Here is a 21,218-nt window from a genome sequence, read left to right as displayed (position 1 = left end):
GGGGCGCTTCTTAATATTTCGTGAATAGAGGCGGAATTTATGCGGCCGGGCCGGAGGTGGTGGTAAACCCACCCCCGGCTTCACTCCCGATGGCTGCAAATGGGCGTTATGTGGCTTTGACTTTAAAACGACTCAACCCTTGCTGCATGGAACTGGCCCGTTCCGACAGGTTGCGGGCGGCCACCGCGCATTGTTGGGAGTTGGCCTGATTCTGCTGGGTGACTTCGTCGATCTGCTCCAGACCGATACTGGCTTGCTGTAAGCCGGACGCCTGTTCACTCGAGGCTTGGTAGATCAACGACACCAGGCTGGAAACGGTGCTGGTGCCGGTGACGATGTTTCGCAACGAGTCGGCCGTGCGACCGGCGATGACCATGCCGCGCTGCGTCTTGGTCGACGAGTCGGCGATCAGCGCTGCGGTTTGCTGGGCTGCTTCGGCGCTGCGGGCGGCGAGGCTCCTGACTTCATCGGCGACGACGGCAAAGCCGCGGCCCAATTCCCCGGCGCGCGCGGCCTCGATCGCTGCGTTCAAGGCCAGCAGGTTGGTCTGGGCGGCAATATTGTCGATGGTGGTGATGATGGCGGTGATGTCTTTGCCCGAATTGTCGATTTCCGCCATGGCGGCGATCAATTCGCTCATCAGCTTGTCACTCTCCCCGGCGTCGGCGCGTGAGGCCTGGGATTGTTCGTCGGCCTTTTTCGCATTGGCGGCGTTGTCGGAGGTCTGCGCGGCCATTTGCGTCATGACGGCACTGATTTCAGTGATGGACGATGCCGAATTGGACGCGCCGTCGGACAACGACTGGCTCAACTCGGTGACCTGTGCGGAGCTGCCGGTGATTTGCGTGGCGCTGGCCTGCACCTGGGAAATCAAGGTGTTCAGGTTGCCGACCATTTTCTCCAGGGACTTGCCCAACGTGTCGTTGGGGGAGGACAAACGCACTTCGAGGTCCAGATCGCCTTCGGAGATACGTTCAGCCACGCGGACTTGACGCTGCAGGCTTTCAGACATCTCGTTCAAAGCCAAGGACAACTGGCCGACCTCATCTTCGGATTTTTGTACCAGGCGACGGGAGAAGTCTCCCAGGCTGATGTTGGCAGCCAAGGCGGCGGCTTCACGAATCGGCCCGACGATTTTTGCGGTAGCGAACCACAGCGCCAGCAATGCCAGCAATGAGATGCCCAGGCCGACCGAGACCTGCCAGATACTGCTGCTGACGCCACGCGATTGCAGTTCCTTCTCCAGGGTAATGGCCTGGCTCATGACCACCGCCTTGGGCAGGTGGATCAAGATGGCCCAGGGTTTTTCGGTGCGGCCCAGGGTGATCGGCATCTGCACTTCGATTTCCTGGGTGTCCTGGTTCAGGCGGCTGTCGCCCTGGCCTTTCTGCACATTGGCCAGCACCTTATCCCAGGTGTTGGGTAGCAACGCCTTCAGTGGCTGGCCGATCAATTCTGGCCGTTTACTGTCGGCCACCACCAGCCCCTGATTGCTCAGGATCGACACTGAGCCTTTGCCGCCGTAGAGGTCGGCGGACATTTGCTCGCTGAGTTTCTGGATAAACGAAATGTCGAAGTCCGCACCGACTACGCCGTAAAACTTGCCATTGGCGGTGATCGGCACCGAGAGCGTGGTCAGCCACACATTTTTGCCTTGCACCACGTAGGGAATGGGGTCGAGCACGCTTTCTTTCTGGGTATCCCGGGGGCCGCTGTACCAGCCGCCCTTGAGCACACCATTGGGGTGGCGGGCATCGGAGTCGTACTCGACCAGCGGTTGTACCGCGACATGACCGTCCGAGCTGCGCGTCCAATAGGGCGTGAAGCGGCCGGTCAACGGGTTGTTGCCGCCCTCGTTGTTACGAAACGCTTGGTCCTGGCCGTCCAGCGCATCTGGCTCCCAGCACGAATACGTGCCGTTGAACTCGGGGTTGTCCTTGAGCACGCTGAGCAGCATCGTATTGATTTGATCGCGGCCCAGCGCCAGCGGGCTTTGCGCACTTTTACTCGCGCCCAGCGTATTGGCCAGCGTGCGTGCCGAGTCCAAGGCATTTTGCAGCTTCGCCTTGATGGCGTTGGCACGGGACTCCGCCAGGTTTTGCACTTCGCGGATGGTGCCACTTTCAATCAATGCTGAAACTTCAGTACCCACGTAGGCTTGATTGGCGGTTGAGGAGTACAACCCATATGACACCAAACTCGCGCAAGAGATTAATAGGCAGAGTCCGGCGGTGAAGCAAATTCGAGTCTGTAATGAGTTGAATTTCATGATATTTCCTGCCCACGCTAGTAGTTGCCGAAATAATTGGATGTCGGCATTCCAGTTTTTTGTTTACAAGGCTTACTGCTTGATCATGGGCTGCTTAAGCATATAAATGCGGTACAGCTGGGTAGTCGCTTAGTTCTGTTCTGACGCCTCATCGTCGAGCCATAAACGTTCGGTATTTTTAAAGCCATAGCGCTGTGCCGGCACGCGCGCAATGATGCGATCGGTTTGTTCGGGATCACTCAGGTCGACTATTCTTGGGGTGATATAGATATTTAACACCGGCAAGAAGAATAACTTTATTTTTGGCGTCAATAATGAGTCGGGATGTTGTTCGATCACTACGCCGATACTGCCACTTTTCAATTGAACGATAGACCCGACTGGATAAATGCCCACGGACTTCAAAAACGCACGGAACACCTCATCATCGAAATGCCCGTCCCATGTCGACATTTGCTGAATCGCGACGGCGGGGTCCCAGCCTCGGTTGTAGGATCGGTCCGAGGTGATTGCGTCATAGACATCGCAAACGGCGGCCATTCGCGCAAAAAGACTGATCTGGTCGCCCACCAACTGATGGGGGTAGCCGCTGCCGTCGACCCGTTCATGGTGGTGCAGGCAGACATCCACGACCATGTCGCACAGCTGCGAGGTCGCCTGCAGGATTTTCTCGCCTTCCAGCGGGTGGGTGCGGACCAGCTCAAATTCGTCACTGCTCAAGCGTCCAGGCTTGTTGAGGATGGCGCTCGGTATGGCCATTTTACCGACGTCATGCAGCAGGCCGGCCATTCCCACCCGGCGAATCAACGCAGTAGGCAGGTCCAGCTGGTTGCCCAGGGCAATCATCAGTGCGCACACGGCGACCGAATGCATATAGGTGTAATCGTCCAGGCTTTTCAGGCGTGCCAGGCTGATAAAAGCGTTGGGATGACGTGCGATCGAAGAGGAAATGTCGTCTATCAGCGCGCCGATATGTTCCAGCTCCAGGGCGCGGCCCATGCGGGCATGGCTGAACATCTCGACCACGGCGGTCTTGGCGCGGGCGCAGATTTCCTGGGCGGCGACCAACTCGTCGTTCATTCCGGTGGGGGCGATCGCAGCCGCTGCGGGCGCGGGGGCCGGGTCTGATAATTTGGGCGTCTCGGCCAGCTGCGCGCCACAGCCCATGGCGCACCGGATGTCCGCTTGCGCGTCACGCGCGCAGTCCTTCCAGAATGGCCTGGCTTCGTTGTCTGACACCAGCTGATAGAGCTCACTACATTTCGACATGATCTGCCCTCTGTTGATTTTTTCTTATTCGCTTCCTTACAGCCTCCTTGGCTTGAGTCTTGTAGTAATAGAACTTCAGTTCGGATTGACGGCTTTGATACGTGAGATGACACGGCCGGCCAGGTCATCGGGGCGGAACTTGGCCAGGAAATCATCGGCGCCGACTTTCTTGACCATGGCCTGGTTGAAGCCCCCCGAGAGCGAGGTGTGCAGCACAATGTGCAGGTTGGCCATGCGCGGGTCGTTACGGATCTCGGCGGTCAAGGTGTAACCGTCCATCTCTGGCATCTCGATGTCGGAGATCATCATCAGAAACTCCTCATCGGGCTTGCGCCCTTCGTCGAGCATGGCGTGCAGGTAGTCAAGTGCTTGCCGGCCATCGTTCAAGGCCACCACCTCGACGCCCACGGTTTCCAGGCAGCGGGTCACCTGTTTGCGCGCGACCATCGAGTCGTCCACGGTCAATACACGCAGGTGTCGGGCTTGTTGGGTGACGTCGTGATCGATCACGCCGCTGGATATTTCCTCGGACGATGGCGATATTTCTGTCAGGACCTTTTCAACATCGATGATCTCGACCAGGCGATCGTCCGTGCGGGTCACTGCGGTCAGGTAATTGTTTTCACCACTGCCCTTGGGCGGCGGATGAATGTCTTCCCAGTTCAAGTTGACGATGTGCTCGACTGCGTAGACGAGGAAGCCCTGAACGCGATTGTTGTACTCCGTAAGTATGATAAAAGCGCTTTCCTGATCTTCGACGCCGGGCAGTCCCGTTGCCATGGCAAGGTCAAGAATAGGGATGCAGACACCTCGGATATTGGCCACGCCACAAATATTGCTATTAGACTTTGGTATTGAAGATAGCTTCGGGCAGCGAATAACTTCCCTAACTTTAAATACGTTGATCCCGTACAGTTGGTGGTTATTGAAACGGAATAGCAACAGTTCGAGCCTATTCTGCCCAACCAGTTGTGTGCGGCTGTTAACAGATGCCAATACACCGGTCATACACACTCCCTGAGCCTGGTTAAACAGCGTTAGTGTCGTAATGACATTAGCATATGCAACGGAATGTAAAATATATGTGAAAAAATATACTGGGCGGATTTATGGTTAAAACGATATGAGAGCAGATGAGTGTCTATCCGCACGGATACTTTAAATAGTTAGTTGGCTAACTTGCTATTTCTTATTGTTGAGAATTATTTAGATCGATGTCTTTTAGACTGCCTGCGAAGTCCGGCAATTCATGTCGTTCGAGGAGCAGGGGAGGCTAAACAGTCTAATCTCCGGCCGAGCCTCCCTCCACGCCGATAGGGCTGTCGCGCAATGTCCAGGCTTTGCCCGTCAAGTTGAACGAGCGCTCCAGTGCCTCATGTCGGCGCACTGACACACAATGTTCGGGCGGCCCATGGCATCGCTGAGGTCTTCCTTGTGTCCTCTGGGATTAGCGTGATTTCGCCGCGATGCCGAACGCGTAGATCTTGTCGACGATTTGGCGTGAAGCCGTCCTGATCGCCGTTGCGCTATTGCCCGCGATATGCGGCGTCAGTTGCGCATTGGGAATGCCTGCCAGCGGTGAGTTGAAGCGGTCCTTTTCCTGGGCAAAGGTATCGATGGCGACCGCTTTGATATGCCCGGGAAAACGCGTCATGAAAGCTGCCAACTGGTCCTCGTCGACGATGCCACCGCGAGCGGTATTGATCAGGATCGAGCCCTGGCGCATCTGGCTGAACGCCGTCGTGTCGAACAGGCCTCGCGTGAGCGGCGTGAGCGGTGTATGGATCGAGACGACGTCGGCTTCGCCGAGCAACTGCGTGAGGGTTGGTCTTCGATCAAGCCCAAGGTCTTGTGCGACCTGACCTGTAAACCGTTCCGAACCGGTAGCGATGACCTTGATGCCGAGTGCTCGAGCCTTGCGAGCGACCTGTTGCGCGATGTCGCCAGTGCCCACCAGCCCCAGCGTCAACTCGGAGAACTCCTGGACGGGAGGCAGGCTGCCCTTGGACCAATGACCTTTGTGGGTTTCGGCGTTGTAGTGGCCGAGGTCCCTGGATAAAAACAACGCTTGGGCCACCACGTATTCCGCGACGGCTGGGGCGTTGGCGCCTGGTGTGTTCAGTATCGTCACGCCAGCGTGCCCGGCTGCTTGCCGGTCGATGTGGTTAAGCCCTACGCCTGCCTGGGCGATGGCGCGCAGCGGTGTTGCCAGGCAGGCGGCGGCGTTGATCAGTTCGCCATCGAGGGGGATGTTCAAGCGCGTCTTGAACACGCTGTAGCCTCCGGCCTGGGTCAGCGCAGCGATGAAGGCGGGCTTGTCGTGGCAATTGATCTGGGCATATTGAATGCGCTCGCCGTAGTGGTTCCTGATGCTGTCCTTATCGGTGAAGTAGTGAAGGTTCAGGGTGACGGCCAGCCCGAGTTCAAGGAATCGGTCGACTTCCTCACATAGCAGCGGCGGGCCAGGGGCGTCCAGTATCAGGGTGGTGAATGCCATGCGCGTGGTCCTTTTGGAAGAGTGCCTGAGCCCCTCGACGGCCTCATCAAAGAGGACAGGCTTGGCCTGGACGTGATCTATCTCCAGGCCAAGCGCTGGACCAACACAGTGCATCGTCCGGAGATCGACAAATTCATCGGTGCTTTGACTCGCCAGCGTGCGCGCAAGGGCGTGTTTATCACCACCTCGGAGTTCTCCGATGATGCCCTTACCGCAGCGCTGGGGCTGGATATCAAAGTGGTGCTGATCGACGGTGTTGAGCTGGCGCGACTGATGGTGGAGAACAACCTGGGCGTGAGCGTTAAGCAGGTGTACGAGGTTAAACAGCTAGACAGTGATTACTTCGCGGAGGAGTGACTCACAACGTCCAAAACTTTCCTTCGTTTCAAATCTGGAGGTCACTACGAGGACCGCTCGGTCCTCGACCTGGGTATAGCGTTGTTCTAAAGCAAAACTGGATCCGGATGCTGCACGCAGATCTTAGCTTTAGTGAAAATATGAATACTTGAGGGCAATCGGGTAAATACCGCTTCATAGGGTGCAATCAAGCGTCCACGGGCCAAGTGCCGCGACGCACCATCTCCCTGACACGATCAGCCCCGTTGGCCCGAACCAGCAACTCCATGCGTGCTTTTTCGATGTCCTCGGCACTCCACTGGTCGGTCGCCATGGTGGCTTTCTCATGGGACCAACCATTGTCGTAGTGACGCACCACGTACTGCTGCTGGTATTCCCACATCGAAGTTCCGGGAATCGGCGTGACGATAAACGGGTTGGCATACGCCATGCCGGCGCCCATGAGGTTGACCGCGTAATCGATGGTGCGGTCGATCAGTTCCAGGCTCTCTACAAACGGCTTTTGCCCAGGCCCCCCCGGGGGATTGACGAACCCCAGCATGAACCCGCCGGTGACCTGAATGCTGTGCTCGGTAAAAATTTCTATGAGCTCAAACGTCGAGTGCTGGATCGCGTTAAGTCTGGATTTGTTGGAATTGACCAGGCTGTCTTCGTTCGCGCTCTCCACCGCGAGGTAGATGTTGTAGCAGCCATTTTCGGCAATCGACCGAATGAACTCCCTTGCCGTAAGTCCGCCTTTCACCGCCTCGATCACATTGCGATATTGCGGGTTCTTGCGCTCCTTCTCATCCATCTGGTCTATGAAGCCTTCGCCCAAATGCAGCAGGATTAGGTTGAAAAGGCTCAACCCGCCTTCTTCGACCCAGGGCAAGTCATGTTTTTTCAGGAGCTTGCCAACCTCCATCGCATACAACGGGTCGTGCATCAGGTGATCGTCCTCGATCAGGACTTCGGTGACCCCCTGTTTCACCAGATCGGCCAGGTGCAGGTCAAACCAGTCCAGGCCAAGTGCGCGCCAGGGGCCGTTGATTTTCGGGATGTAGCAGAAGTTACAGTTCACGTTGCAGCCAATCGTGGAGAATATCTGCGCCCACGCGCCATGCTTGCGTACTCGCGCACCTGAGGAGTGATAAGGCTGCAGGTAATGGTTCATGTTCAGAAAGCTGAAGTCCGGCAAGGGCATCACTCCGAGCCTCTCCTCGAGGTCCTGCCGCTTGGGGATGATGCTCAGGTAGCTGGATTTCTGGGTGGGCCGGATCAGTTGCGCTCGGCTGTCGCGGTACGCCACCCCGGGTACGGCATTGATGTCTGTCCCTTCGTGAGTCAAGGCATCGAGCAGCAGTGTAAAGGCCCGGTCAGCTTCGTTGATCAGCGCGAAGTCGAAGGCCGAATCCAGCAGTGCATTCTTCCAGTCACCACTGGAGTGAGCGCCGCCAGTGACCAGCACCAGATTGGGGTCGAGGGTTTTTACCAGCTCGGCCAACGCCCGTGCATTGCCCCATTGCACGGTGTAGTTGCACTGGATCCCGACAATATCGGGCTGCGCGGTTTCGATGATCTCGCGTATCTGCGTATCGGTCAGGCCGTAGCGGATCAGATGCCCTTGGTCGACCTTGACCAGGCTGTGCTCCTGGGACCAACCGGCAAAGGGCGAATCGACAATCTGCACGTCATAACCGGCACGCCGGGCTACCGTGGCGATGCGCAACAGGCCGATAGGCGTACCGGCACGCTTCATCACTTCGAACGTATCAATGCCGATGCGGGCGAATGCGCTGTCGTGTGACGTGGGCTCGATCAGGCGTGTGTAAGGCGGCACAAACAGCAGCACACGAGGCGCCTCACCATTGGCGCGACGGCGGATGCCGGTTCGGCTGTTCAGCAACGATGGCTTTCCCAGATGACTGAGTAAGGGCCGCGTAGGTGCGACCGAAAAACTCGGCCCGTCGCTCTCGATCCTGATGGTTCCCTGCGAAGCTATCAAGTTCATTTCCCTGTCTCCTTACCCGTCGAAATCACCGTGAGGTCGTGCGTGAGCGTGAAGTGGCGATGACCGCCCCCGCAATGATCAACACGGCGGGAATCATCAGGATCGGCTTGGCATCGCTTTGCCCCACGGCAATCAGCAGCAGCGTGGAGAACAGCGGCGCCAGGTAAGACAAGGCGCCCAGCATCGATAGATTTCCGTGCTTGGTCGCGTGGTCCCAGGCGAAAAAAGCCAGGCCTACCGGGCCCAGCCCCAGGGCAATGATTGCCGCCCACTGGCCCGGTTCAGGCTGCACCGTGGTTTCGAACGCCAGGTGGCAGAGCCCTCCGGCCACTGCCACCAGCCCGCAAATACCCCCGACGATGCTGCTCGGAACATGGCTGAAACGCCGGTTGAACACCGAATAAATCGCCCAGACCCAGGCACACGCAAAGGCTGCGGCGTAACCGATAACCGGCATCGCCACACTGTCACTCTGGGCCCGCAGTTGCATGATGAAGGCCGTCCCCGCAAGGCCGAGCAACGCGCCCAGCAACTGGCGCTTGCGCAGCGACTCGCCGGTGGCAAAGCTCGACAGCAGAACGATCAGCAGTGGCCACAGGTAGGCAATCAGGCTGGCTTCAGCCGCAGGCGCGGCCTTCAGGGCGAAGAAATACAACGCGTGATAGACGAAGATGCCGGCAAACCCCGTTGCCCATACAGGCCAGGGCTGGCGCCAGCTGCTGAACCCGGCAGCGCCACGCATCCCCAGCATGCACAGGCTGGCCACGAACGCGACCGCGAAGCTCGAAGCCAGCAACTGAAAGGCCGGGATCCCGGCGGTCAAGGTGGTCAGAAGCGCCAGGCACGCCCACAAAAACACGGCAATCACCCCGATCAGCGTCGCACTGGCGGCGCCCTTGGCAAGGGTGATGGATGGGTTGGAAGTGCTCATGCAAGCCCCGTCTGCGGATTATCCTCAAGCGGGAACAATAGAAAGGTCGAGAGAGCGAGTATTGATCAGTCCCGCCAAAGAATTGTTCGGGACTGCTATTTTTCAGTGGTCTGGCACTTGTTTACGCACAACGGCCGGTGTCAGGTGGCGGGCTTTCTTCAGGGCATGGGTTAACGCACTCTGGTCGGCGTAACCGGTGCGATGCGCAATATCAATGATCGACAAGGACGTTTGGCGCAGCAGATCAATGGCCAGATTCAGGCGCAAGTTCGCGATATGCGAGAACGGGGTTGTGTTCAGGTGCTGCCCGAATAGGGCATACAAGCGCCGCTCGCTGGTGCCCGCATAACGCGCAATATCATGCACCGTCAGGGCGGTGGCCAGATGCTGCTCGATGTAGGCCAGCGCGCGAGCGAGAATGAACTGGCCAGGGTCGCTGCGCGCAACCTCGGGCTGCAATAAAGAACACAACAGCAACCGACTCCAGGACTCGGCCATCGCGAGCGAGCCGACCAACTGTGGCCCGTTGCTGCTGGCGTAATCGAGCAAATGCCGTATATCGGGCCTGACCGCAAAAAAGCGTTTGTCGTTGAGGGGGTCAAGTGACGCAGAAGTGCTTTTATGCGCTTCGCCACGGTCGGTCGATACATCCAACACCAGAAAATTGTTATGGGTGTTGGCCAGAAACGTATGCCGGGAACCCGCGCAAATCACGACGCCTTGGCTCGCGTCGACTTTGCCACCTCGTCCGTCGACCTCAATTTCCATTGAGCCGGACTGAGAAAGGACTATTTGATGAAAGTCATGTTCGTGCAGCTCAACCTCACCTGAATAAGAGCGCAACGCCAGGGAAAACGATTGGGGGTCGGTAGCGCTCATCCGTGACTCTCCTTGTGTCGAGGCATTTATCCTACGTCACCGATACGCACGAGGACCAGTCCGTTGCCTGCGGTGATTGCCGCCGGTTACTTATCATTGAATTCAAATTCGCGATTGGCGATCAACATCGCTGAAGAACCTAAGGAAACTCTGAAAAAGACTTCTTGATTTGGCGAAGTCACTGAACACTAATCGCCGAGTCTTTCGGTGATGACGCAGATGACTTTCGTCGACATCGAGTACGTCGGCAAGCGCAAGCAGACCCGCAAAGAATTGTTCCTGACCGAGATGATCAAGTGCTGCCCTGGAAGAGCTTGATCGTGCTGATCGAACCGCACTATCCAAAAGGCAAAGGTGGTCGTCCGGCCTTAGCGTTTATGGCGGTGCTGCACGTACACATGATGCAAAATTGGTCCGGTTACAGCGATCCGGCGATGGAAGAGGCACTGTAAGAAACGACCGTCCTGCGCCAGATCGCGGGGGTGAGTCTGGAGCGTATCCCGGACGAAACCGCCACCCTTAACTACCGTCTTTTGCTGGTGAAGCACGAACTAACTGCCGGAATCCTTGCTGTGATCAATGGCTAGCTGGGCGACCCTTGATGGCATTGGCATTGGCATTGGCATTGGCATTGGCATTGGCATTGGCATTGGCCTTGGTGACCTTGGGCATTTACGGTCCTCTTCTGGGTATCGCGCCGTTGGGTATCTTGCTGGTGATCTGGGGTGTCGCCATTTTCGCTTTGTTTACTGGCCTGCAGACCTGGCTCTTGAGGATTGCCGGTGATCACACGATACCGGCCACGGCAATCCATACAGCTGTACTGAATAGCGCGATCGGGTTGTGTGTGATTATCGGCGGAGGAGCACTGAATGTGGCCGGGTTTGAGGGGCGATGCTATCGGCCCGCGTGGTTATTGCCCCTGCCATCGTCCTGATGATTGCCGCAGGAGTTCGCGCTCGGATGGAACCAGCCCCTGTGCAGAGGCTTGGCATGAGTAGCGCAGGCAAGCAGATGACTTGGCGACAGTCGCCAAGTCTATCGACATCCAGTAATCCCTTAGCATATCGGGACGACATTGCGGTCCCTAGTTTGATTGATGGCAGATGCCGACAGGCTTCCAGTAGCTGCTCGCTGGATATGCTCACTCCACCAGGCCATCATCGGGCGCCGGCGTTCGATGTAATACGCCCTGTTGTAGGCGCTACGAACTTCGTCCTTGTCGACATGCGTCAGCGAGACCTCGATCAGTTCCGGATCCCAGCCATGCTCATTCAGGATGGTGCTCGCCATCGAGCGCAAGCCGTGGCTGACTAAACGGTCCTGAAAGCCCATGCGCTTCAACGCCATGTTGGCGCTCTGGCTATTGGCATGGGTGCGGGGATTTCTATCTGAAGGGAACACGTACTCTCTGTTACCACTGAGTTGCTTGAGCGTCTCCAGTAACGAAAGTGCCTGATCGGTCAGGGGGATTGTGTGCGGTCGACGCTTTTTCATGCGCTCTGGCGGAATGGTCCAAATGCGCTTGTCGAAGTCGATATCTGCCCATCGTGTGGTGGCTGCTTCGGCAGGGCGGGTCATCGTATGCAACTGCCATTCGATCAGGCAGCGGGTCGTGCGTTTGATGCTGGCATTCGCGATTTCCATCATGAGCTCGGGAAGCTCCTCAGGTGGTAGCGCAGCCATGTTTTCTTTCTTGGGTTTCTTGAACACCGCCCGAATTCCATTGCGGGGGTTCGCAAATATCAGCCCGGAGTTGACCCCATAGGTCATGATCTCGTTGAGTCGTTGACTCAATCGTTTCACGGTTTCGACGCTCCCTTTGGCCTCGATTGGGCGAAGGATCTTGATAACCATCAGAGCAGTGATTTGAGAGAGCGGCGTTGTTTTCATGCTTGGGAACACATGGAGCGTCAGCGATCTCCAAATGTCTTCGGCGTAGGCTTTGGTTACGGAGTCTTTCTTCAGCTCGAACCAGGCGGTGGCCACCTTCTCGAAAGTGTGTTCAGTCTCAGCAAGTTTGGCTTGCCTTACCTCATCACGCTGGGTTTTAGGATCAATGCCCATAGCGAGCAGCGCAAGCGCCTCTGCGGCTTTCTTTCGGGCGTTGGCTAGCGAGAGGTCGGGGTATGGACCAAGCGCCATATTGATACGGCTTCTGGTCAGGGGCTCGCGGTAATTGAAATTCCCCATCATTGAGCCGCTCGCGCGGACTCGAAGCTGTACGCCATCGCCGTCGCTGAGGACGAAATCTTTGCCAGTTGCCTTCACTGCTTTCAGTTGGCGATCGGAGAGGCGGGGTGCGTTAGTAGGCATGGGGCTACCTCCAGCACCGTTTTGGTATCCTGAAAATAGTATTTGATAGTCCGGGATACCACCTGGGATACCAAAGCGCCTGGAATTCAGAAATCCTCCAAAGCCCTAAAAAGCGCTGAAGCCCTTGTATTTAGTGGATTTCAGGCACAAAAAAAGACGTCCGTGGACGTCTTTAGATGATGAAGTGGTGGAGCCGGGGGGATTTGAACCCCCGTCCGCCAGTACTCCGCTGTCGGTACTACATGCGTAGCCGTGTCTATTAAGTTAACCCTCAGCGACCCGACGGGCAGGGTGCTTTGGGCGAGTTGTGTAAGTTTTAGCCGCTTCGTCCACAACGTACTGCACGGCGATTCTGTTCTATATGACAATCATTTTGGGTTTACAGACATCCCCTGATGATTGCTGGACCCGAAGGTACCAGGAGGGAAGGGCTAAGGCTGCTTACGCAGCGAGAGCGTATTCCCCGTAGGTTTCGTCATTGGCAACTATAGAAAGTTGCAACAGTGGATTTACGAGTTCTGTTACCAACTCGGCATGCACCTAAAGTTTCGCGACCGGCGTCGAATCCTAAACGGCCCCGTGCTTGTAACTCGTTGTTTCTTAGTGAGTGACAAGCCTATGCAGTGTACGTCAAACGGTCACAGAAGGCCAACCCGAAGGTTGGCCTTGAACGTCGGGACGTTACTGATTGCCGCCTTTGTCACCGTTCTGTAGGTCTTGCAGGGCTTTGGACGTGATCTCTATGCACTTCTTGTCATCGCCTGCCGCGTGGGCGGCCTGCGCTTGAGACACGGCGGTATCGATTTCGCCGCGTTTGCCACTGGTGTCGGTGGCGAGCAGCGCTTTGCCGTTGTTGATTTTGTCGAGATTAATCTGACACAGCTGGTCGGTTTTTCCGGCTGCAAACACCGGTGACGCCAGCATCGCGGCGGTAACGAACAAGCCAGCAAGAGCGGAATGCTTCATAGGGGTATCTCCTTGCGAAAAAGGGCTCGACGCTGCTGGCGTTCACGTGCTGCCAGCGACATCACTGATGAGCCTCGATCGCCGAGGCCTATGCAGATGACTGCGCCGGTGCGCAGGGGTTCTGTTTTTTGCGGGTTTTAATGTGCCCTCGGCTGCGTCACGCGGTCCACGAGGTACACCAACCCGTGGTAATCGATGCCGCCATGCTGGCTCAGGCCGATCTCGCAGGTGCGGCTGGTGGAGATGCCTTCGCTGCAATATTGCACGGCGTCCTTGAGCGAGCGCAGGGAGTGGGCGTTGAGCTCCGGTGTGGTAAAGCCTTTGTCGCCGGCAAAGCCGCAGCAATGAATGCCTTCCGGAATCACCACGTTTTTGGAGCAGCGGCGGGCCAGGTCGATCAATGCCTGGCTTTCCCCAAGGTGCTGGGTGCTGCAGGTGACGTGTACGGCGATCGGTGCCTCCTGCGGCGTGAAGTCGAGGCGGTCCATCAGGTGCGTGCGGATAAACCGAACCGGGTCGTAGAGGTCCAGGCGTGTTTCGCCCAGGTCTTGCACCAGGCGCAGGGTGCAGGGGCTGGTGTCGCAGTAGATCGGGTCGAGGCCGCCACGGCTGGCGTGGAGCAAGGCGCCGATCAGTTCCTGGCGCTTGTGTTCGGCCTGTTCGGCGTAGCCCTTGGAGGCAAAGGGCTGGCCGCAGCACAGGTTGTCCTGGTTGTCGGGGAAGACGACTTGGTAGCCGGCTTTTTCCAGCAGGCCACGGGTTTTGTCGTACAGCGACATCTGCTCTTTATCGCCAGCCGCCGGCCCCATGGCGCGTGAGACGCACGCCGCGAGGTAGACCACGCGTGGTCGCTCATCGGTCACCGCCGGGCTGAAGCGAATGGCTTTTTCCGGCTGCGGCATAGCGTTGGTCCATTGTGGGATTTGTCCCTTGGACAGCTTGGTCACTGTGGCCGACAACTTAGCCAGGCGCGGCGCGCCCAACAGCATGCGTGCACCGTTGGCGACGTGCAGGGTAAAGCGTGCGCCTTGCAGCGCAGTGGCGAAGTGGGTGGCAAGCCATTCGGCGGTTTTCGTATGGTCGGCGTCGCGGGCCCGGAGTTTTTTCACCAGGTCGCCGGTGTTAATTCCCACAGGGCAGCGCTGGGCACATAGCCCGGTGGCGGCGCAGGTGTCGATGCCCTGGTAGCGGTAGGCCGTTTCCAGTTCAGTCGTGTCGATGCCGGCGCGTTTTTTCGCCTGGATATCGCGCCAGATCACGATGCGCTGGCGCGGGCTCAAGGTCAGGCCTTTCGACGGGCACACCGGCTCGCAGAACCCGCACTCGATGCACTTATCCACAAGCTCGTCGGCGGCGGGCAGCGGCTTGAGGTGTTTAAGGTGGATCTGCGGGTCTTCGCTGAGCACCACGTCCGGGTTGAGAATACCGTTGGGGTCGAGCAGGCGTTTGAGTTGCCACATCAGTTGGTAGGCGTCGCTGCCCCATTCCAGCTCGACGAACGGCGCCATGTTGCGGCCGGTGCCATGTTCGGCTTTCAGCGAGCCGCCAAACTCCACCGCCACCAGTTGCGCGACGTCGTCCATGAACGCTTGGTAGCGTGCGACTTCTTCGCTGCTGTTGAAGCCTTGGGTGAACACAAAGTGCAGATTGCCTTCCAGGGCGTGTCCGAAAAGGATGGCTTCGTCGTAGTGATGTTTGTCGAACAGCTCGATCAAGCGGTTAACGCCGATGGCCAGTTGTTCGACCGGGAAGGTTACGTCTTCGATGATCACCGTGGTGCCGGTTTTGCGCACGGCGCCGACGGCGGGGAAGGTATCTTTGCGGATCGCCCACAGGCGGGCGTTTTCCACGGGGTCTTCGGTGAAGTCGACCTGTTTTTCCACCGGAAACGCCGCCAGGGACGCCATGATCAGCGCCAGTTGCTCGTGGAGCAAAGAGGGCGATGCGGCGCGGGATTCGATCAGCAGCGCGCAGGCATTTTCCGATAGATGTTGTACGAAGGCCGGCATGCCGGGCTTGTCCTGCACCGAACGCATGCTGCGTCGGTCGAGCAGCTCAACGGCTGAGACCGGTTGGGTTTTCAGGACGGTTACCGCATTGCAGCAGGTCTCGACATCGGGGAATACGATCAGCGCCGAGGCTTTGTTCGGGTGGTCGATGACGGTGTCGTAGGTCACGGCACTGATAAAACCCAGGGTGCCTTCGGAGCCCACCAGCAGGTGGCTGAGAATATCCAGCGGCTCATCGAAATCCACCAGGGCGTTGAGTGACAGGCCGGTGGTATTTTTCAGGCGGTATTTGTGGCGGATTTTGGCGGCCAGTTCAGCGTTTGCCCGCGTCTCTTGGCCGAGTGTGGCCAAGCGCTCAAGCAGCGTGCTGTGCTGCTGACGAAATGCCGCGACGCTGGCGGCATCTTCGGTGTCCAGGCGGCTGCCGTCGGCCAGTACCAGGCGAATCCCAGCGAGGGTGTGGTAGGTGTTTTGCGCCGTACCGCAGCACATGCCGCTGGCATTGTTGGCGACGATGCCGCCGATTTTGCAGGCGTTGATCGACGCCGGATCCGGCCCGATCTTGCGCCCGAAGGGGGCCAGCCAGGCGTTGGCCTGGGCGCCGATCACGCCGGGTTGCAGGCGGATCTGCGTGCCTTGCCCGCGAATTTCGCGGCCGTTCCAGTTGTCCCCCAGTACGATCAGCACTGAATCGCTGATGGCCTGCCCGGACAAGCTGGTGCCCGCTGCGCGGAAGGTCACCGGAACATGATCGCGCTGGGCCAGTTGCAGCAGCGCCACGACTTCGTCTTCCGACTCGACGCGGATCACCAACTGTGGGATCAGTCGGTAAAAACTGGCGTCTGTGCCAAATGCCAAGGTGGAAAGTGGGTCGTCGAAGCGACGACTTTTCGGGATCAGCAATGTGACGTCAGCAAGGAAAGCGGCAGGCAGACTCATTGGTCCTCCAGGATCAGCACCACCAGGTCCTTCGGACCGTGGGCGCCATAAGCCAGAACTTGTTCGATGTCAGCCGTCTTCGACGGGCCGGACACCAGCAGGGCATTGGTGGGCATGCCTTGGGCCCAGGCGAATTGCTGCTGGACCTGATAAAAGTTGTCGTAAATCTCACTGGCCTTGAGCAGTGCAAAATGTACCGGTGGCACCAGGCTCATCAGGCGCGGTTCTTCCCGCGAGGGCCACAGAATCAGGCTACCGGTGGCGGCGATGGCGCCGAGGGTGGTGGTCAGGCTGGCCGGTGTGTCATTAAACAGCTCGGCTTTCCATTCTTCCACTGGGCGGTCATAGGCTTTGAGCCGTGGCAATTGCGGGTTGTTCGACCAGTGTTCGGTGATGCGCCGACCGTGCTCGGTTGTCGGCGCGATGAGCAGGCTGGGCAGTTCGCGCTTTTGCAGCAGTTGCGCGAGCAAGGCCGGCCATTCGGCGCTGCGGGTCAGGTGGATCTCGGTATGCACCGCTTCCATCAGCTTGCGCAATTGTGCGATGCGCTGCTCTGGCGGATAGGTGTAGATCTGTGTGACCAGAGTCTCATCGAAGTTGTCGGGCACCGGTGTTGTGCCCGTCAGGCTGTGGCGCAATTTGCCGAGGATATTTTGCTTGGCGCTCATCAACGCGCTCCCTGTTTGGCCAAATGCTCGCGTGCCAGGTCATGCAGCGAACGGGCGGCGGGTTTAGGCGCGCTATGGTTTTGCGTCCATGGCCCGACATTGCTCGGTACGAGGGCGCGCAGGCGCGTGGCGGCGAATGTGAACACGCGGTATAGCGTCGGTGAGCTGTGGAGCTTGGCCCAGGCGTTCCAGACAAACCGCTCCTGGCGCGAATACTTGCTGCCTTGACCTCGCATCACGGGGTGTGGGCTATCCGGCGCTTTTACGTTCTCTTCCCGCAGACGGCGCAGCAAGGCCGGGATCGGGATTTTTACCGGGCACACTTCTCCACAGGCACCGCACAACGAAGACGCACTGGGGTGGTCCGGCACTTTCGCCAGGCCGACCATATGCGGCGTGATGATTTTTCCGATCGGGCCGGGGTACACCTCTCCGTAGGCATGGCCGCCGATTCGGGTATACACCGGGCAATGATTCATACAGGCGCCACAGCGAATGCAGTTGAGCGTCTGGCGCAGTTCACTGTCGGCAAACGCCTGGCTGCGCCCATTGTCCAGCAACACCAGGTGGACTTCTTCTGGGCCGTCGAGCTCATCGGGCTTGCGCGGGCCGGAGATCATATTGACGTAGGTGGTGATCGGCTGACCGAGCGCGGAGCGGGTCAGCAGCGACAGCAACGGCACTACGTCACGCAGGTTTTCCACGACCTTCTCGATGCCGGTCACGGCGATATGCACCGGTGGCACCGTGGTCGACATACGCCCGTTACCTTCGTTTTCCACCAGCAGCAGCGTGCCGGTTTCGGCCACGGCGAAGTTGACGCCGGAGACGCCGATATCTGCTTCGAAGAACTTTTCCCGCAGCACACGGCGACCAATCTGAATCAACTGGTCGACATCCTTGGTGTACTCCACGCCGAGTTTTTCGTGGAACAGCGACGCGACCTGGCTGGCGTTCTTGTGGATCGCCGGCATGATGATGTGGGATGGCTTCTCGTGGTCGAGTTGAACAATAAACTCTCCCATGTCCGACTCAAGGCATTCGATGCCTTGGGTGGCAAGTACGTGGTTCATCTCCATCTCTTCGCTGACCATGGATTTGCCTTTGATCACCTGCGTGGCTGCACGCCGGCGGATGATCGACAAGACGATCGCATTGGCCTCTTCAACCGTTTCGGCCCAATGCACGGTCACGCCGTTACGGGTCAGGTTGGCTTCCAGTTGTTCGAGCAGGTCGGGCAGCTTCGACAGGGCTCGGGCGCGCACCGCGTTACCGAGGGCGCGCAGGTGTTCGCGTTCGTGGGCGTCGCTGAAAGACGCCGCCCGTTTGCTCATCAGGGAATCCATCGCGTTGCGAAAGTTGTTTCGCAGTTGCGTGTCGCCCAGCGCCTGGTGGGCGCGGGTGCGGAAGTCTTCCGACACATCGACGGTCGGAATCAGCGCAGCGGCGTTCATCGCTCACCCCCGGTGCGTTGCCAGAGAAAGCTGGCCAGGTGTTGGCCGCGTAAGGCGGCTTGCTGTTTCTCCAGGGCGCCATTGATGTTCATCAGGCAGCCGCAATCAGCGCTCAGCACTTGATGGGCGCCGGATTCCTGCAAGGCTCGGGTCTTGTCGGCCACCATTGCGCCGGAAATGTCTGGCATGCGCACGCTGAACGTCCCACCAAAGCCACAGCATTCGCTTTCGTGGCTGTGGTCGACGCGTTCGACATTACGCAGTTGGGCCAGCAATTCGCGGCCGTGGAGGTGGGTGTTCATTTCCCTGCGTGCAGAACACGAAGTGTGCAGGGCGACTTTGACCGGCGTCCCGCTGTCGTTGAGTTGCACCTTGCACACGAACAATAGGAACTCTGCCAACTCGTAAGTACGGGCCGCGAGGGCCTGCACTTGTTTGAGGGTGTCGGGTTCGTCCTTGAAAAGGTCGGCGTAGTGCTCGCGTAACATGCCGGCACAGGAACCGGACGGCACCACCACCGGGTAGTCGCCTGCGAACAGCGCCAGTTGTGCGCGCGCCACTTGTCGGGCCTGGTCGGTATAACCCGACGTGTAGGCTGGTTGCCCGCAGCAGCTTTGCCCTTGGGGATAGTCCACGCAGATCCCTTCGCGCTCCAGCAGGTGGATCGCGTCCATGCCGGCTTCGGGATAGAACAGGTCCACCACGCAGGTGCCGAACAGGTAGACCTTCTGCGGTTTTTCGTGGGGGTATTCACGTGGCTGGGCCAGGGGCGGCGCGACACGGGTGGCATTCGGCACGGCGTTGTAAAAAAGCTCGCTCATCAGGCGCGTTCTCCGGGTAGTCCCGGTTGTCCGTCCGTCAGGGCCGCAGCGTGTTCAGCGGCCCGGCAGATGGGTTGTGGAAAGCTGACGCCGAAATCGCTGTTCGGCGTCGGTTATTGCTTGATTGCCTGTGGTTTCAATGCACGAGCATGCCGGTGAACCAGTAGGCCTGGGCCAGCGTGATCAGCCCGACGATGGTGGCGAAAAACAAGCTGTGCTTGAGGGTGAAGCGGAACAGGTCGGATTCCTTGCCGACCAGGCCGGTCGCGGCGCAGGCCACGGCGATCGATTGCGGCGAAATCATCTTGCCGGTCACGCCGCCGCTGGTGTTCGCCGCTACCAGCAAGACGTCGTTGACACCGATCTGGTGGGCGGTGGTGGCTTGCAGCGAGCTGAACAGGGCGTTGGACGAGGTGTCGGAGCCTGTCAGGAAAACCCCCAGCCAGCCGAGGAACGGCGAGAAGAACGGGAAGGCTGCACCGGTGCCGGCCAGGACCAACGCCATGGTCGAGGACATGCCCGAGTAGTTGGTGACGAAGGCGAAGGCCAGCACCATGCCGATGGACAGGATCGGCCAGCGCAGTTCGTAGAAGGTCTCTTTCAAAGTGGTAAGACCAGTTTTGATGTCGATCTTCAATATCAGCATCGAGATCAGCGCGGAAAAGAAGATCGCGGTGCCGGTCGCTGAAATCGGGTCCAGTTTGAATATGGCGGGGATGGCCGTCGGATTGGTCACGATAGGCGCAACCTTGACCACCATTTGGTCCAGGTGCGGGATCGCGAAGTTGAACACCCAGCTGTACATCGAGCCGCCCGCAGCGAACATCGCCTTGAATGGCTTGAGGGTCCAGATGGTCACCAGCACGGTCAGGATCAGGAACGGCGACCAGGCCTTGAAGATTCGCCCCAGGCTGTAGGGCGAAGCGACAGTGCTGCGTGGCAGGCCGAAGCCGCCGACGCTGGCGGTGACCGTTGCGTTGGAGGTTGCACCGGCAATCTGTGCGCCGGCGGTGCGCTTGGGTTGCCAGACTTTCAGGAACAGGGTCAAGGAAACCAGACTGGCCAGGGCCGAGGTGATGTCCGGCAGTTCCGGGCCGATGAAGTTGGACGTGAAGTATTGGGTGACGGCAAAGCTCAGGCCTGCCACCAAGGCGGCCGGCCAGGTTTCGCGCACGCCGCGCAGGCCGTCCATCATGAACACCAGCCAGAACGGTACGAACAGCGACAGCAGTGGCAATTGGCGACCGGTCATGGCGCCGATCTTGAACGCGTCAATGCCGGTCACTTGTCCGGCGACGATGATCGGAATCCCCAGGGCGCCGAAGGCGACAGGTGCGGTGTTGGCAATCAGGCACAGGCCGGCGGCGTACAGCGGGTTGAAACCCAGGCCGACCAGCAGCGCGGCGGTAATCGCCACGGGAGCACCGAAGCCGGCGGCACCTTCCAGGAATGCGCCGAAGCAGAAACCGATCAGCAAGACCTGTAGGCGTTGGTCGTCGGTAATCGACAGCACCGAGCTGCGGATGATCTCGAACTGGCCGCTTTTGACCGTCAGTTTGTAGAGGAATACCGCTGCGACGATGATCCAGGCGATTGGCCACAGGCCGTAGGCAAAGCCGTAGCCGGCAGCGGCCAGTGCCATGTCCACCGGCATCTGGAAGGCAAAGATTGCCACTAGGATCGACAGCGCAAGCGTGATGCTGCCAGCGACGTGGCCTTTAAGGCGAAACACGGCCAGAGCCAAGAAGAAAAATACGATTGGAATAACGGCGGCCAGTGCGGACAGGCCGAGGCTGCCGAGCGGGCTGTAGAGCTGTTGCCAAGTTTGCATATGGGGTGGCCCCTAATTGTTG

The 21,218-nt window shown here is 58.6% G+C and carries 16 protein-coding genes, 1 other RNA gene and 1 pseudogene; 3 read left to right on the top strand and 15 right to left on the bottom strand.

Going from position 1 to position 21,218, the window contains the following annotated elements:
- Window positions 1–106: 106 nt before the first annotated feature.
- The 4 genes from P3S72_RS26290 to P3S72_RS26275 form a co-directional block, all read right to left on the bottom strand.
- Window positions 107–2,269 (bottom strand): methyl-accepting chemotaxis protein, encoded by a 2,163-nt coding sequence (locus P3S72_RS26290; RefSeq protein WP_276194949.1) that lies wholly within the window; start codon window positions 2,267–2,269, stop codon window positions 107–109.
- Window positions 2,270–2,398: 129 nt separating this feature from the next.
- Window positions 2,399–3,538 carry an HD-GYP domain-containing protein gene (locus P3S72_RS26285; RefSeq protein WP_276194948.1) on the bottom strand — a complete coding sequence of 380 codons (1,140 nt, stop codon included), beginning with the start codon at window positions 3,536–3,538 and terminating at the stop codon, window positions 2,399–2,401.
- Window positions 3,539–3,613: 75 nt separating this feature from the next.
- On the bottom strand, window positions 3,614–4,546 hold the full coding sequence (locus P3S72_RS26280) for a chemotaxis protein CheV (protein ID WP_276194947.1): 933 nt from the start codon (window positions 4,544–4,546) through the stop codon (window positions 3,614–3,616).
- 439 nt (window positions 4,547–4,985) lie between these two features.
- On the bottom strand, window positions 4,986–6,035 hold the full coding sequence (locus P3S72_RS26275) for an NAD(P)-dependent oxidoreductase (RefSeq protein ID WP_247395653.1): 1,050 nt from the start codon (window positions 6,033–6,035) through the stop codon (window positions 4,986–4,988).
- 21 nt (window positions 6,036–6,056) lie between these two features.
- Here P3S72_RS26275 and P3S72_RS26270 point away from each other — a divergent pair, with 21 nt between their 5' ends.
- Complete coding sequence (locus P3S72_RS26270) at window positions 6,057–6,392, top strand: restriction endonuclease (RefSeq protein WP_276194946.1); 336 nt, start codon at window positions 6,057–6,059, stop codon at window positions 6,390–6,392.
- 187 nt (window positions 6,393–6,579) lie between these two features.
- Here P3S72_RS26270 and P3S72_RS26265 read toward each other — a convergent pair whose 3' ends face one another.
- The 3 genes from P3S72_RS26265 to P3S72_RS26255 form a co-directional block, all read right to left on the bottom strand.
- Complete coding sequence (locus P3S72_RS26265; RefSeq protein WP_276194945.1) at window positions 6,580–8,277, bottom strand: cobalamin-dependent protein; 1,698 nt, start codon at window positions 8,275–8,277, stop codon at window positions 6,580–6,582.
- Between the two features lie 130 nt (window positions 8,278–8,407).
- Window positions 8,408–9,313, bottom strand: coding sequence for an EamA family transporter (locus P3S72_RS26260; protein WP_276194944.1), 906 nt, complete (start codon window positions 9,311–9,313; stop codon window positions 8,408–8,410).
- 102 nt (window positions 9,314–9,415) lie between these two features.
- A complete protein-coding gene (locus P3S72_RS26255) occupies window positions 9,416–10,192 on the bottom strand; it encodes an AraC family transcriptional regulator (protein WP_276194943.1) in 777 nt (258 codons plus the stop codon).
- Between the two features lie 210 nt (window positions 10,193–10,402).
- On the opposite strand from P3S72_RS26255, the pseudogene P3S72_RS26250 reads away from it, so the two are divergent.
- A pseudogene (locus P3S72_RS26250) lies at window positions 10,403–10,776 on the top strand (transposase); the annotation flags it as partial.
- Window positions 10,777–10,793: 17 nt separating this feature from the next.
- On the top strand, window positions 10,794–11,129 hold the full coding sequence (locus P3S72_RS26245) for a hypothetical protein (RefSeq protein WP_276194942.1): 336 nt from the start codon (window positions 10,794–10,796) through the stop codon (window positions 11,127–11,129).
- A 122-nt stretch (window positions 11,130–11,251) separates the two neighbouring features.
- Here P3S72_RS26245 and P3S72_RS26240 read toward each other — a convergent pair whose 3' ends face one another.
- From P3S72_RS26240 to P3S72_RS26205, 8 genes are all read right to left on the bottom strand, one after another.
- Entirely contained in the window at window positions 11,252–12,508 is a 1,257-nt protein-coding gene (locus P3S72_RS26240; RefSeq protein ID WP_276194941.1) for an integrase domain-containing protein, read from the bottom strand.
- A gap of 185 nt (window positions 12,509–12,693) precedes the next feature.
- Window positions 12,694–13,087, bottom strand: a transfer-messenger RNA (tmRNA) gene (ssrA, locus tag P3S72_RS26235).
- A gap of 102 nt (window positions 13,088–13,189) precedes the next feature.
- Window positions 13,190–13,474 carry a hypothetical protein gene (locus P3S72_RS26230; protein ID WP_247395660.1) on the bottom strand — a complete coding sequence of 95 codons (285 nt, stop codon included), beginning with the start codon at window positions 13,472–13,474 and terminating at the stop codon, window positions 13,190–13,192.
- 137 nt (window positions 13,475–13,611) lie between these two features.
- Window positions 13,612–16,422, bottom strand: a complete 2,811-nt coding sequence (locus P3S72_RS26225) for an FAD-binding and (Fe-S)-binding domain-containing protein (RefSeq protein ID WP_247395662.1) — start codon at window positions 16,420–16,422, stop codon at window positions 13,612–13,614.
- The gene (locus tag P3S72_RS26220; RefSeq protein ID WP_276194940.1) at window positions 16,419–17,090 is read right to left on the bottom strand and encodes a lactate utilization protein; all 672 of its coding nucleotides are present in this window, start codon (window positions 17,088–17,090) and stop codon (window positions 16,419–16,421) included. The genes P3S72_RS26225 and P3S72_RS26220 overlap by 4 nt, the downstream gene beginning before the upstream one ends.
- A complete protein-coding gene (locus P3S72_RS26215; protein ID WP_276194939.1) occupies window positions 17,090–18,544 on the bottom strand; it encodes a LutB/LldF family L-lactate oxidation iron-sulfur protein in 1,455 nt (484 codons plus the stop codon). The genes P3S72_RS26220 and P3S72_RS26215 overlap by 1 nt, the downstream gene beginning before the upstream one ends.
- Window positions 18,541–19,365 (bottom strand): (Fe-S)-binding protein, encoded by an 825-nt coding sequence (locus P3S72_RS26210; RefSeq protein WP_276194938.1) that lies wholly within the window; start codon window positions 19,363–19,365, stop codon window positions 18,541–18,543. The genes P3S72_RS26215 and P3S72_RS26210 overlap by 4 nt, the downstream gene beginning before the upstream one ends.
- Window positions 19,366–19,501: 136 nt before the next feature.
- Window positions 19,502–21,196 carry a lactate permease LctP family transporter gene (locus P3S72_RS26205; RefSeq protein WP_276194937.1) on the bottom strand — a complete coding sequence of 565 codons (1,695 nt, stop codon included), beginning with the start codon at window positions 21,194–21,196 and terminating at the stop codon, window positions 19,502–19,504.
- Window positions 21,197–21,218 lie beyond the last annotated feature (22 nt).

Source organism: Pseudomonas sp. D3, assembly GCF_029320995.1.
Classification (GTDB): Bacteria; Pseudomonadota; Gammaproteobacteria; order Pseudomonadales; family Pseudomonadaceae; genus Aquipseudomonas; species Aquipseudomonas paraveronii.
The sequence above is the reverse complement of the archived record's forward strand: the minus strand, read 5'-3'. Positions and strand labels throughout refer to the sequence as shown.

What these genes read in the sequence shown, in the direction of transcription:
- P3S72_RS26290 (WP_276194949.1), bottom strand. Translation starts at nt 2,269, where the DNA reads ATGAAATTCAACTCATTACAGACTCGAATTTGCTTCACCGCCGGACTC.
- P3S72_RS26285 (WP_276194948.1), bottom strand. Translation starts at nt 3,538, where the DNA reads ATGTCGAAATGTAGTGAGCTCTATCAGCTGGTGTCAGACAACGAAGCC.
- P3S72_RS26280 (WP_276194947.1), bottom strand. Translation starts at nt 4,546, where the DNA reads ATGACCGGTGTATTGGCATCTGTTAACAGCCGCACACAACTGGTTGGG.
- P3S72_RS26275 (WP_247395653.1), bottom strand. Translation starts at nt 6,035, where the DNA reads ATGGCATTCACCACCCTGATACTGGACGCCCCTGGCCCGCCGCTGCTA.
- P3S72_RS26260 (WP_276194944.1), bottom strand. Translation starts at nt 9,313, where the DNA reads ATGAGCACTTCCAACCCATCCATCACCCTTGCCAAGGGCGCCGCCAGT.
- P3S72_RS26255 (WP_276194943.1), bottom strand. Translation starts at nt 10,192, where the DNA reads ATGAGCGCTACCGACCCCCAATCGTTTTCCCTGGCGTTGCGCTCTTAT.
- P3S72_RS26245 (WP_276194942.1), top strand. Translation starts at nt 10,794, where the DNA reads ATGGCATTGGCATTGGCATTGGCATTGGCATTGGCATTGGCATTGGCA.
- P3S72_RS26240 (WP_276194941.1), bottom strand. Translation starts at nt 12,508, where the DNA reads ATGCCTACTAACGCACCCCGCCTCTCCGATCGCCAACTGAAAGCAGTG.
- P3S72_RS26230 (WP_247395660.1), bottom strand. Translation starts at nt 13,474, where the DNA reads ATGAAGCATTCCGCTCTTGCTGGCTTGTTCGTTACCGCCGCGATGCTG.
- P3S72_RS26225 (WP_247395662.1), bottom strand. Translation starts at nt 16,422, where the DNA reads ATGAGTCTGCCTGCCGCTTTCCTTGCTGACGTCACATTGCTGATCCCG.
- P3S72_RS26220 (WP_276194940.1), bottom strand. Translation starts at nt 17,090, where the DNA reads ATGAGCGCCAAGCAAAATATCCTCGGCAAATTGCGCCACAGCCTGACG.
- P3S72_RS26215 (WP_276194939.1), bottom strand. Translation starts at nt 18,544, where the DNA reads ATGAACGCCGCTGCGCTGATTCCGACCGTCGATGTGTCGGAAGACTTC.
- P3S72_RS26210 (WP_276194938.1), bottom strand. Translation starts at nt 19,365, where the DNA reads ATGAGCGAGCTTTTTTACAACGCCGTGCCGAATGCCACCCGTGTCGCG.
- P3S72_RS26205 (WP_276194937.1), bottom strand. Translation starts at nt 21,196, where the DNA reads ATGCAAACTTGGCAACAGCTCTACAGCCCGCTCGGCAGCCTCGGCCTG.